The organism is Mycobacterium sp. NAZ190054, from assembly GCF_001545925.1.
GTDB lineage: Bacteria > Actinomycetota > Actinomycetes > Mycobacteriales > Mycobacteriaceae > Mycobacterium.
Window position 1 is genome coordinate 1 of sequence record NZ_LMVQ01000168.1, and the last position, 11086, is coordinate 11086.

The following is an 11086-nucleotide window of genomic DNA, read 5'->3' on the forward strand; positions in this document are numbered from 1 at the left end:
CCCTGCCGCCTCACTACGCCCATGACGGCCGCGAAAGATCGGCTGGGCGTTGAGGATGTCGGAGACGCCGACCAGCTCGGCGGTGTACGTCCACGCGCCGTCTTCGCCGAGCTCCTCGGTGTGGTGCTTGACGTAGAACGCCTCGCTGACACCCTCGGTCTCGATGATGACGCCGACCATCGTGTTGCGGCAGTTGGCCAGATGGTCGTTGGCCCAGTGACCCTCAGGGAGCTTCAGCTGCGCCGTCGGCGCGGCGTTGCGCGGCACCTGGCCGGTGACCTCGATGAAGTCGTTAGCGGTGCCGACCGGGTTCCAGAACGCGTCGGTGATGGTGACGTGGTAGTCGGTGTTCTCGTCCTCGAACGCCTCGGCCAGGCGGTCGACCGCCTCCGCGGCGCGCCAGGGCTGATGGGCGTCAAGATCCTCGGCCCAGCGGTCGAGCAGCTGATCGACCTCGACGGAGGAGATCACTGCGGCCACCGACGCAACGGGGTGCCCGACGCGATGATGCGCGAGTTGCTGTTACCGCCCGAGATCGACACCGCGACGTTGACCTCTTGCGCGGGCAGCCCCGACGGCTTCGCGGGGATCGGGCGCGTGAACCACCCTTCGAGCAGCTGGTGCAGGTTGCCCTGCGGCGGCACCACCCCGTAGGCCGAGGCGTTGGCCTGCAATGTCAGATTGTCGTGGCCCAGTGGCGCAAGGTCTTTCAGCTCGTCGAGCATCTCGCGGTGTTCGAGCAACTCCTCGGCGGTCGCCGGCACTTTCGTCGCGTCGAAGACGCGCTTGCCGCTGCCGTCGGAATTGAGCCGGACGATCTGATTGGGCAGCAGCGGCCCGAACTTGACCATCTGCGTCGAGCCCGGGCCCGCGGCGATCTCGAACGTGCCCGGCCCGTAGAGGGTGTACCGGTCCCAGCGCGGCACGGTGCCGATGTTCAGGCGCGGGATGACGCCCGACTGCGTGACCACGCTCGCGTCGCCGAGCGAGAAGAACGTCAGCGATGCTGGTGTACCCTGGCCGATCCACGCGGCCGACGCGTGACCACCGCACCCGCCGCCGCGGAAGCTCGCGCCCAACGGCGTGATCCCGGCGTCGTCGCGCGTCTTGAACGTGGTGATCGACGCCTTGACCCATCCGCGCTTCACGCGGAAGATCCGCGGGTCACCCTCGCCGTCGTTGGCGTCCGGGTCGCCGGCCTCGACGCGGATGTACTCGCCGGGCAGCGGCGGCGGGAAGATCGGCCACGTCTCGACGTGCGTCTCGTGGTAGTTGTTGAACGCGCTCAGCCGGATCGAGCCTCCGGTGACGCGGATCCGCGTGCCGTAGCCATTCCACGAGCCATCGGCGTGGCGGCCCATGCGCACCCAGCCGTCGTCGGCCGCGCCGAACTCCAACATCTTGCCGAGCTGAAACTCCAGCACCTGGTAGTCGGTCTCGGTCTCGCTGAACTCGCCGTCGTCGTACGGCCCAGCGACGAAAGTGCGTCCCTCGGTGCCGATCCGGCGATTCGGGTCATCGCGCCAGCGCAACTGACCTTGTGCCGCGAACACGTATCCGCCGCCCTGGCCGAAGTACCGGATCGGCCAGTTCGGTCCGAGATCGGTGTAGTAGTCGACCTCGAAGTCATCGCGCATCTCGTCATAGGCGAACCCGAACTGCGCGACGTCGTCGAGGCCGCGGAAGAAACCGCCGTCGATGCGCACGGCGATCGTGGTCTCAGCGGTGCACTCGTCGCCGCTGATCGCGACGGGTTCGCGCGGGGGCTTGAACCACCGCGCCGGGCCGTACCAGTAGCCGAACTCGGGCGTCCACCACGAGAAGGTGCCTGTCCGTTCAGGATCGAGTGACCCGAACAGCGTGTTGAGCATCTTGCGCAGCTCAATGCCGTTGCGCGCGTGCACAACGATCGGCAGCTTGATCTCGACGGCCTCGTTGACGACACCGAGGTTCCTGACGCCGTCCTCGTTCGCGCTCTGCTGGTCGATGAACCGCCACCCGGCGATGAGGTCTTCGGGCGGCGACTTCAGCTGCACACACTCCGGCGACAGACCCCAGTCGGGAATCGACGCACCACCGAACAGCTCCAACAGCACCGAGTCGTCCGGCGACCGCAACCGGATAACCGGGTGGCGGCCTTCAAGCAGATGGCGCGCACCCTGCGGCGTGAGCGGGTTGGCCGGGTAACGCTTGGCCGGGTAGGTGTCGGCGATCATCCCTGCCGTCCAGCCGGGCTGTAGACGTGCCACGCGATGTCACGACCGGTGCCGTCCTCGGTGGGCCGGTTGTTGTTGACGGTGATGTTCGTGTCGCCGCCCTTCATCGCGGCCAGACCCTGCTGCGCCGCGGCGCGCGGATCCTTGCTCGACGGCGTTGCGGGTGCGGCCTGGCCCGCCGTGTTCGGCAGCGCGGGCCGAGCGCCGGCGAATCCACCGGCGAGGCGGCCGAACCACGACTTGCCCAGGCTGCCCATCGGGTTGTCGCCGAGCGAGAGAGTTTCCATCAGGCCCGAGACGCCGATGCCGGCCACCTGGCCCAGGTAGGCGACGGTGCGGTTGGCGAGCTGAATGCCGATCTTGGCCGCAGCACCGGCACCCGGGGCGAGCGCGTCGAGTCCGGAGGTGGCCATCATCAGGGCGTCCATCGGCATGCCACCGAGGCCCTGGAATCCGCCGCCGCCGGCCGTCGGGTAGGCCATGCCGCCGGTGCTCAGCGGTGCCGCGCCCGGCATGCCGGTGCCGGGAAGCATGGAGCCCCCGCCGCCGAACGGCAGGCCGAGGATGCCGGGGCCGCCGGGAGCGCCAGGGCCTGCGGGGCCGCTGCTGCCGGGCACGAAGGTGTTCGGCCAGGCGCCCGGACCCTGCATTTTGAGCAGGTTCTCGGCGGTCATCGCCTGCTGGAACGGCGTCGCCAGATGCGCGGCCGGCGCGTACTGGGTGCCACCAGCGGCCTCCCAGCTCGACGGCGAGAACTGCAGCCCGCCCGAGTAGCCGTTACCGGTGTTGATCCCCCAGTTGCCCGAGGATTCCTTCTGCGCGATCGCGTTCCAGTCGGCAGACCACGGCGGCTGCAGCGCGGCCGGGCCCATGGCCGACGGGCCACCGAACATCAGCGGACCTGGCGCGGCACCCATCCGCATCCCGTGCGCGGCCCCCCCGCTGCCGTAACCGCCAGCCGCGGCCATCATGCCGATCAGGCCGCTGCCCTCGTCGGGCCGGCCGCCGGCGAGCGCCTGCAGCGCGGTGAGCAACGGAGCGAAGAACAGGTTGCCGACGAACTTCACCGCGTTCTCGGCCAGGCCGGGCAGGCCCTTGGAGATGCCGAAGTCCTGATCGAGCTGCGCGCCGAGCTGGCCGCCGATGCCGCTGAGGTCGGACTGCGCCGACGAGCCGAAGCTCTCGACCGCGACGTTCTGCACACCCGACTGGTACGGGTGAGCCCCCAGCGGCATGTAGTTGCCCGAGGCTGGTTCGCCGGGCCGCACCCGGGCGTGGATGTGGTCCATATGGTTCTGTGTCGGAGAACCGCGGTCGGCCATCGGCCGGATCTCGCCCGAGGGATCCCACTGGGCCTGACGCCACAGGTTGTATTGCAGACCAAAGGCTTCCGAGTTCTGCAGCAGCCACCGGTTGAGCTGATCGCCCAGCATCCGGTTGTTGCCGACCATGATGTCGAGCGCCTCACCGGAAGAATGCTCGCCGAAGGAGTCCCGACGGCCCACGTCGGCGTTGACCTGGACGCCCGGGAACATCTGCTGCAGAACACGTTGGAGCTGAGCCGCGTTCGGCGTCAGGCCTTCGGGCGTCTTGGCGCCGCGGCCACCGCCGCCGGTGCCGGCCGCGGCTGTGCGCTCCTGCAGATCGCGGCGGTACTGCTCACCCGGATCGAACCCCGATGTCAGGTGACCCGCCGCACCGTTCCACCAGTCGCCGGGGCGGCCGGACGGGAGGCCGAAGCCGCCGGGAGGAGCTCCCGGGATGCCGGCCGTCGCGCCAGCGGGGGGCGCGAAACTGCCACCGCCCCCGGAGAAGCCGCCAGCGTTGCCGCCTGAGCCGCCACCGAAGTCGGGAATCTGTGGGATGTCGGCGACGCCCGGAATTTTGTTGAAGAGCTCGATGCCCTCGCGGACCGGGTCGAACATCCTGTTGAGCGCGTCGCGCACCCTGTTGAAGGCTGCGACGCCCCATTCGCCGATCCGGCTGAAAAGGTCAGGCAGAGCAGACATGTCGCCCGACATGAGGCGGAAGACATCGACCAGTAGCCCGCCGCCCTCGACGAGCACGGGCATGATCTCGGCGAGCGTGTTGAAGCCGTCAACCAGCGTGGGCAGCAGCTCGGCGCCGACGGGTGCGAGCGCCATGAACGCCCGCCCGACGTCCCACGCGATCTGGCCGATCATGTTGAGCGCTTCCAGGCCCTGGCTGAGCCAGCGCTGCAGGTCGCCCGACGCGCGGGCTTCGGCGATGAACGTAGCGAACGACTGCGCGGCTTGCGCTGCGGCTGTCGCCAACTGAGGGAGCACACCGGAGCCGACAGCCATGATGTCGGCGAGCGCCTGGGTGAGCGGCGCGGCGGCCGGGGCCAGCTGCTGGAACGACGCGGCGACGTTGTTGAGGAACTCCTGAATCGCGCCCGAGGTGCCCGGGGTCATCAGCTGGCTGGTCACGCCGGCGAACATCTGATTGAACGCACTCGCCACACCGGTGGTCATCTGCTGGATCGCCGGGAGGAACGCGTTGGCCAACTGGTTCAGTTGCGGCCCGACGCCGTCGAAGAACGCGTCTTGCGTCGCGTTCTTCAGGTTGGTCAGCGCAGGCATCATGTTCTGGATCGACAGCATGAATTGCTGTGCGCTGGGCGCCAATTCACGCAGCGACTCGGCGAACTTCTCCGGGTCGCCCATGTTGGAGAATGCGTCATCGAGGCCGACCGTGGCCAGCTTGATCGTGCCGAACGCCGCGCCGATAGCGCCGATCGCGCCAGGCAGAAGCCACAGCGACTGCGCTGCCATTGCCGCCGCACCCGCGAGCTGCGTGAGGCCGACGGCCGCTGTGGCGATGACGACCGGGCCGCCAACCCTCCCCAGCGCTGCAATGCCTTGGCCGACCTCGATAAGGGTTCCCAGAAGGCCCTGCGAATTGCTCTGCAGCTTGCGCAGATTCTCCGCATGGTCGCGGTGCGCTTGGCCCGCCGACCGGGTGGCCGACAGTTCGGCACGCCGCGCTGTCGCCAAACGCTCGGACTGCTGAATGAGCTTGACCCGGTCCGTCTCCCCTGACCGCACCAGTGCGTCGTAGCGCTCCTGCTCAATCCGCACCCGCCCCGTTGCGTCGGCAACGCGACTGAACGACCGCTCCATGGCTACGGCCGATTTATCAGCCGCCTTCTGGGCTCGATCGAACCCGGCGCCGAGGTTGCGCTGCACTGTGTCACCAGTTGTGCGGCTGGCCTGATCCCAGTGCGAGTGCGCCTGGCGAGCGGCGGTGAGCGCTGAGCGCTCGTTGAGCCGGGTGACGACGTCGAGTTCCACCGCCATTGTCAGCTCACCGCCTTTCGCTGCTTGCGTGTCATCTCTTCGCGCGCCTTGTAGTGCCGTTCGCGCCGGAACCTCTCGCGCTCGCTCTGCGCGTGCTGCTGAGCCGGCGAGTAGATGAGCTCGGGCTCGTAGTCGCGGCCGTCGGCGCGCGAAAGCGCGATCTCATTGGCCGTGCGCGCCGCCACGTACTGGTCGATGCACCAGTCACCGCCGCGCAGCGCGGTCTTGAATGCCGATCGGTCGTCGAGGTGTTCGATCAGGTCGATCAGCTCGTTGCTCGACATCTCCCCGCGGTGCCATTCGCCGATGCAGCGGTGGTGAACCGCGGAGAGGTCGTAGCGGATCTCAGTCGGAAACTTCCGCCACGTCGGCAGAACCGCCCTCACTTTTGGGATCGGACTGCTCACGCTCCTGCACGCGACGCTGCAACTCCATGAACATTTTCACGAAGACGCTCGACTTACCCTTGGCTGCCTTGAATTTCGCGAACTGCTCATCACCAAGCAGAGCCTCGGTCAGCTGCACGTTCGCCGGCGGGGAGACCCGTTCACCGCCCTTCTCGTAGGGCATCTTGTAACCACCCGGGGCCGTGCGCTCGGGGTGAATGCGCCGGGTCACCTTGCCGTCGTCGTCGACGGTCTCTTCGGTGTAGCCGGGGATCGTCACGTCGGGGAAGCGGTCGCAGCTGTTGAGCATGTGCTGCACCGCGTCGAGGCGTTCCTGCTGATCGTCGTCGAGCTCCTCGTACACCGGGACGGGGAACTGCTCGCCGTTGGGCGCGACGTAGATGTCGTCGGCGAAAAAGCTGTCGTGCTCGACCGCTTGGTCGTGCGCGTCCTGCGGCGCCTGCTCGCGCTTGGCGGCGGCAGATTCGATGAGATCCATTCGGGGGCTGTCCTTTCGGGGGCGTGGGGGCGGCTGGGGGCATGCGAGACTCGCCGGACGCGCGCCGCCCCCAGGTGGCACACGTCCGGCGAGGGATCGAGGGTTAGGTGATGGTCACCGCGGCCGAGGGCTCCGAGGTCGTCGACTGGCCGCTCTGCGCCGTCGCGACGACACGGAACTGGGTCGAGCCCGCCGAAAGGCCGGTGAACTCCGCGGTGATCTGCGTGCTCGTCGCCGAGGTTTCGGTCGGCGCGCCCGCCGACTCCCACGCGCCCGCACCCACCTTTTTCTCGTAGGCGTAGGTGAAGTCGTCCGGCGGCGGGTCGTTCTGCAGCATCGGGATGACGAACACCACCGTGGCGGCACCCGCGGCGCCGGCTGTGGCCACCGGTGCGGCCGAGAACACCGGAGCGCCGCCGAGTCCACGCCAGCCCGCACCCTCGGGCACGATGTAGAACGGCGTGTCGGCGAACGGGCACGGCAGCGCGCCCCATGTCGTCGGCAGCTCGAACTGGTTCTTGCGCGAGGCCTGCGTTTTGCCCGTGTTCTTGCGGCCCACCCGCGGGAAGATCACGGCCAGGCGCTTGTCGCCGTCCTCCAGCAGCGCGATGATCTGGCGCTCGACGCGGGTCGGCTCCATCGGGGCGGCCGACACGTAGCCCACCGAGCCGATGTCGCGGACGTTGACCAGCGGCTTGTTGTGCCGCAGCCTCTCGGTGACGTCGTTGACCTCCTGGTAGGTCACCGACAGCTCGTCGTCCTGAGCGGTCTCGTTCCATCGCACCGCGCGGATCGACTGACCCGAGCGCACCGCCTGGGTGTCGAAGTCCGGGGAGAACTCCCAGCCGTCATCGTTGATCAGGCCCGGATCCCACCACTGGCCGCCGGGGAAGTCGGGATCGTGCAGATCGTCGCGGTAGAGCCCGTCACCGGCGAACGGGGTGAAGAAATCACGCCCCAGCTCGTCGTCGTGCACGGTGCCCATCACCGGGTCGCACAGGTTGGTCAGGCCGCCCATGTAGTCGCGGACCAGGGTGTTGGTGACGATGCCCTGGAAGATCGCGAGCGGGTTGGTGGAGATTCCGTGAGTGTTCTTCCACGGAACTCCGGTGCTTGGCAGGGTCATTCGGGTTTCCTTTCTCCAGAATTGCCCTGCACCCGTAAAGGCAAGGCGGGCAACGAAAAACCCCGGCACCGGTGGCCGGGGTCGAATGTGGGTTGGACTAGGTGAGACGTCCGGTGATCGCGTAGCGACCGATGAACCGGGTGAGGTCGTCGCTGTACCACGACTCGTGGGGGCGCAGCGACTGCACGACCTCGTCGAAGTACGCGATCCGGCCGTCGGCGAGCGTGATGCGCTCCTGCGCAGCCAGCGGCGGGCCGAGCGACAGGATCAGGTCGTCGGCGGCGAAGGCGTACCGCTTGGCCTCCCAGTAGTCGGGGTGGAAGGTGTGCACCGAGTAGATGCCGCGATCGCTGATCTTGGTGTTCACGCCCGACGCGGCGTCGGTGACCATGAACCACGGAACCGTCTCCCCCGATGGGCGCCGGTAGTCGGCGGTCCCGTCGAGCGCGTCGAGCACGGTGATCAGCGCCTCGACGCCATCAGGCGCCGAGCGGCCCAGCGTCATCAGTCGGCCTCGATCAGTTCCTCGGTGCCGCCGTAATGCGCCGCGGTGCGGGCGCGTACGGCGAACTCCGGCGACGAACCACCTTGTCCGCGCGGCCCGTTCTGGCCGGTGCCGTTCTCGATCATGTTCGCCTTCGGGTCGTCGTTCTTCACCCGCCAGGCCGGCATGCCGTTCACGGTGCGCTGACGGTCCTCGACGTGCCACGCGCCGGCGTAGCGGCCCTCGTCGACCGGCGAGTAGTCCACCGCGGTGTCCTTGACCCGCTCGGCGAACTCGCGGCCGCGAACCTTCACCTCGTTCTGCTGCTTGGCCTGCACGAGGATCTCGCGCTCGATCTCGGTGAGCGAGACGTTGAACTCGACGGATGCCGACATCGCTACCCCTGCTCCCACTTCGCGGTGCACCACACCTGCACGGCCTCACCGTCCACGCGCTCGACGACGGCCGGGCCCTGCATCTCGTAGACCCGGGCGTTGAACTCGATCGCGTCCTTGGGCAACATGCCCGCGGCGTCGTCGTCGACCGGCAGGAACACCCACGCGATCTCCGCGTTGACCGTCGCGAGGTCGAGATTCTCTACGGGGCGCTGGATCTCGACGTGGCAGCCGGTCTTGGTGAGGCGCTGATCGTCGGCCGCCGGCGGATCGGTCGGCAGCCGCCGCGTGGTCCGCTCGGGCCGCTTGAGCAGCACCACGGTGTCGCCGCCGGGTGTGTCCCACCACATCAGTAATCACACTTCGGGAAGTGGCCACGGGGTGCGGCCCGCAACGAGATCCCGAGCATACGGCGGTGCCGATCGGTGATGAACTTCTCGATCACGCCACGGTCGAGGGTGTATGAGCGCGAGCTGTGCGCCGTGCGCTTCTCGGCCTGCGAGAACGGGCCGAGGTCGCCGTACATCAGCGTGTCGCGCGCCACTTCGAACGAGACGACCCGCGCGGCTTGATCGTCGTCGGCCAGGTCCGGCTTGCGCTCCCGGATCCAGTCGGCGACGAGATCGAGCAGCGCCGTCGCCACCGGGTCAGACGACCAGTCGGGTCGCTTGGCCCAGGTGGCGAACGTCGCTACATCGAGAAAGGCTGCCATCAGCCCTCGGCGTCACCCTCGGTGCGTGGGCGAGCCTTCGGGCGTTCGGCCGGCGCCGGTGCCGCCTTGACGCGACCGGCCTCGACCAACGGTGCCGCGGCCTTGTCGTCGAGCTCGACCACGGTGCCCGGCCGCGAAAAATGCTTCACGGCAGCGTTCTTGCCCTCGCCGACAGTGACGGCGATCGGCTTGACCACGGTGTACTTGGCCATCTCAGTCCTCCGATCCGGCGTCGGGATCGTCCTCGACGGCGTTGATCAGCGCCCAGAGGTCGTCCTTGTTCATCCGCTTGAGCTCGGCCTCGGAGTACTCGCTGCCGTCGTCCTTGACGACGTTGGCCAGCACCCACGCGATGAGGACGTCCTTGGTGGCGTCGGCGTCCGGCTTGCTGCCGTCGGTACCGCCGAGCTCCTCGGTCGATTCCGCTGCCGCGGAACCGATCTCCTCCACCAGGCCGCTGGACACGAAGTGCTCGGCCTGCTCGTCGGACAGCCACGCGATGCGGTCACCCTCGTAGCGATGTTGGTTCTTGCCCTCCTGGTCCTTGGCGATGACACAGGGGGCGATCACCAGGTAGCTCATGCCGACACCCCGGTGATCTTCCAAGCCGCACGCGGCTCGGTGACGACCGGCACGGTGATACGCCGAGCGCGCACGCGCCAGCGATCGTTGTCGTCGTCACGGATCGTCTTGACCTGCGTCATGCCGACCGGACGCCCGCCCGGGCCGGTGGCCCGCACGTAGCCGGGAGCCGGCAGCAGCTCGTCGACGAATTCGCCGAGGCGGCTGGAGTCGAGCACCATGGCTGAGTTGGTGATCGGCGCGACGGGGCTGGTGACCCACGTCAGGCCGCCAGTGCGCTTGACGTACGGGCTGTTCAGGCCCGCCTGGACCGGCGAGTTGTTGATGCCCGCCGTCTCGCGTGAGAACAGCGCCATCAGCTTCTCGTCGGACGCCACCGCGGCGAACACGTCGAGGTCGACCCAGATGGTGTCGGGCATGAGGCCGATCTTGAGCTTCTGCAGCTGAGCCACGGCCTTGAGCACGTCGCGCAGGATGTTCGGCGTGCCGGACGTCCACACCGCCGCGGCTGCGGTGCTCTGGGTGACCTGCGAGTTGATCGCCGACATCGCGATGCCGTCGATCTTCAGGACGCTGGAGTTGACCAGCTTGACCAGGGCCCGGCGAACCGGGTTGTTGCGGCGGCGGTTCACCGATTCGTCGGTGATCTCCGCGTCCTGGCCCCACTTGACCGTGCTCGCGAGCTGCAGCTCGCCCGCGCTGATCGGGGTGAGCGGGTACTCACCGCCAGGCGCGATCGCCCGCGGCTCTCGGTCGGCGTAGATGTCCTCGTCCTGCTCGTACTCCACCGCGCCGGACTCGGTGTAGGACTGGCCGGTCAGCAGCTTGTCGCTGACGAGCTGCTCCTGCTCGATGGTGCGCATCGCGCGCGCCACCAGCGGGGTGTCCTTGAGGAACCGGTTGGTCGAGATGATGTCGCCCGAGATGGTGGGCGGTCCCGGGGGGTAGGTCTCACTTGCCATTTGCGTTGTCTCGCTTTCTGTTTACCGGGCCGCCCGCGTCAGCGGAACGTCTTGGCGATGACCTTGTTGGATGCGGCGTCGGCCAGTGCGAGGCCGATGATGGTGCCCGCGGCGGGCTCTGCGCCGGCAGCCGCGACAGCGCCGCTGGCAGCGGTGACGAGCAGATCACCCTCGCCGACGGTGCCGGTGCTGGTCAGCTCGTGAACGGCGGGGCCGATCACGACGACCTTTTCACCGCTGGCAGCGTCGGTCGCAGCGATGCCGGCGAAGGCGGCGCTTGCACCGGCCGACGGCGCGACGGTCTGCTGACCGGAGACCACCAGGGCCTGACCGGCGGTGATGGCCGCCGACGCCGTGAGGGTGACCTCGACGCCGGGCTTGAAGATGGGGGTGTAATCGGCCAT

The 11086-nt window shown here is 68.3% G+C and carries 13 protein-coding genes and 1 pseudogene; all 14 read right to left on the minus strand.

The window, feature by feature from the left end:
- A pseudogene (locus ASJ79_RS13325) lies at positions 1–480 on the minus strand (hypothetical protein); the annotation flags it as partial.
- Positions 468–2249 carry a hypothetical protein gene (locus ASJ79_RS13330; RefSeq protein ID WP_156448419.1) on the minus strand — a complete coding sequence of 594 codons (1782 nt, stop codon included), beginning with the start codon at positions 2247–2249 and terminating at the stop codon, positions 468–470. The gene ASJ79_RS13330 and the pseudogene ASJ79_RS13325, both read right to left, overlap by 13 nt.
- Positions 2213–5425, minus strand: a complete 3213-nt coding sequence (locus tag ASJ79_RS34865; protein WP_304439113.1) for a transglycosylase family protein — start codon at positions 5423–5425, stop codon at positions 2213–2215. The genes ASJ79_RS13330 and ASJ79_RS34865 overlap by 37 nt, the downstream gene beginning before the upstream one ends.
- A gap of 113 nt (positions 5426–5538) precedes the next feature.
- The gene (locus ASJ79_RS13340; protein WP_067955858.1) at positions 5539–5922 is read right to left on the minus strand and encodes a hypothetical protein; all 384 of its coding nucleotides are present in this window, start codon (positions 5920–5922) and stop codon (positions 5539–5541) included.
- The gene (locus tag ASJ79_RS13345; protein WP_067955859.1) at positions 5882–6421 is read right to left on the minus strand and encodes a hypothetical protein; all 540 of its coding nucleotides are present in this window, start codon (positions 6419–6421) and stop codon (positions 5882–5884) included. The genes ASJ79_RS13340 and ASJ79_RS13345 overlap by 41 nt, the downstream gene beginning before the upstream one ends.
- A 103-nt stretch (positions 6422–6524) precedes the next feature.
- A complete protein-coding gene (locus ASJ79_RS13350; protein WP_067955861.1) occupies positions 6525–7547 on the minus strand; it encodes a hypothetical protein in 1023 nt (340 codons plus the stop codon).
- Positions 7548–7644: 97 nt separating this feature from the next.
- Positions 7645–8052, minus strand: a complete 408-nt coding sequence (locus ASJ79_RS13355) for a hypothetical protein (RefSeq protein ID WP_067955863.1) — start codon at positions 8050–8052, stop codon at positions 7645–7647.
- Positions 8052–8426: a hypothetical protein gene (locus ASJ79_RS13360; protein ID WP_067955865.1), complete on the minus strand. Its 375-nt coding sequence runs from the start codon at positions 8424–8426 to the stop codon at positions 8052–8054. Before ASJ79_RS13360 ends, ASJ79_RS13355 begins: the two co-directional genes overlap by 1 nt.
- Positions 8427–8428: 2 nt before the next feature.
- Positions 8429–8776, minus strand: coding sequence for a hypothetical protein (locus ASJ79_RS13365; RefSeq protein ID WP_067955867.1), 348 nt, complete (start codon positions 8774–8776; stop codon positions 8429–8431).
- On the minus strand, positions 8776–9138 hold the full coding sequence (locus ASJ79_RS13370) for a hypothetical protein (protein ID WP_067955869.1): 363 nt from the start codon (positions 9136–9138) through the stop codon (positions 8776–8778). Before ASJ79_RS13370 ends, ASJ79_RS13365 begins: the two co-directional genes overlap by 1 nt.
- Positions 9138–9350 carry a hypothetical protein gene (locus ASJ79_RS13375; protein ID WP_067955872.1) on the minus strand — a complete coding sequence of 71 codons (213 nt, stop codon included), beginning with the start codon at positions 9348–9350 and terminating at the stop codon, positions 9138–9140. Before ASJ79_RS13375 ends, ASJ79_RS13370 begins: the two co-directional genes overlap by 1 nt.
- A gap of 1 nt (position 9351) precedes the next feature.
- Positions 9352–9720, minus strand: coding sequence for a hypothetical protein (locus ASJ79_RS13380; protein ID WP_067955874.1), 369 nt, complete (start codon positions 9718–9720; stop codon positions 9352–9354).
- Entirely contained in the window at positions 9717–10682 is a 966-nt protein-coding gene (locus ASJ79_RS13385; RefSeq protein WP_067955876.1) for a hypothetical protein, read from the minus strand. Before ASJ79_RS13385 ends, ASJ79_RS13380 begins: the two co-directional genes overlap by 4 nt.
- Before the next feature lie 38 nt (positions 10683–10720).
- Positions 10721–11086, minus strand: a complete 366-nt coding sequence (locus tag ASJ79_RS13390; protein ID WP_067955878.1) for a capsid cement protein — start codon at positions 11084–11086, stop codon at positions 10721–10723.

What these genes read in the sequence shown, in the direction of transcription:
- ASJ79_RS13375 (WP_067955872.1), bottom strand. Translation starts at nt 9,350, where the DNA reads ATGGCCAAGTACACCGTGGTCAAGCCGATCGCCGTCACTGTCGGCGAG.
- ASJ79_RS13390 (WP_067955878.1), bottom strand. Translation starts at nt 11,086, where the DNA reads ATGGCCGATTACACCCCCATCTTCAAGCCCGGCGTCGAGGTCACCCTC.
- ASJ79_RS13365 (WP_067955867.1), bottom strand. Translation starts at nt 8,776, where the DNA reads ATGTGGTGGGACACACCCGGCGGCGACACCGTGGTGCTGCTCAAGCGG.
- ASJ79_RS13350 (WP_067955861.1), bottom strand. Translation starts at nt 7,547, where the DNA reads ATGACCCTGCCAAGCACCGGAGTTCCGTGGAAGAACACTCACGGAATC.
- ASJ79_RS13360 (WP_067955865.1), bottom strand. Translation starts at nt 8,426, where the DNA reads ATGTCGGCATCCGTCGAGTTCAACGTCTCGCTCACCGAGATCGAGCGC.
- ASJ79_RS13345 (WP_067955859.1), bottom strand. Translation starts at nt 6,421, where the DNA reads ATGGATCTCATCGAATCTGCCGCCGCCAAGCGCGAGCAGGCGCCGCAG.
- ASJ79_RS13355 (WP_067955863.1), bottom strand. Translation starts at nt 8,052, where the DNA reads ATGACGCTGGGCCGCTCGGCGCCTGATGGCGTCGAGGCGCTGATCACC.
- ASJ79_RS13380 (WP_067955874.1), bottom strand. Translation starts at nt 9,720, where the DNA reads ATGAGCTACCTGGTGATCGCCCCCTGTGTCATCGCCAAGGACCAGGAG.
- ASJ79_RS13385 (WP_067955876.1), bottom strand. Translation starts at nt 10,682, where the DNA reads ATGGCAAGTGAGACCTACCCCCCGGGACCGCCCACCATCTCGGGCGAC.
- ASJ79_RS13370 (WP_067955869.1), bottom strand. Translation starts at nt 9,138, where the DNA reads ATGGCAGCCTTTCTCGATGTAGCGACGTTCGCCACCTGGGCCAAGCGA.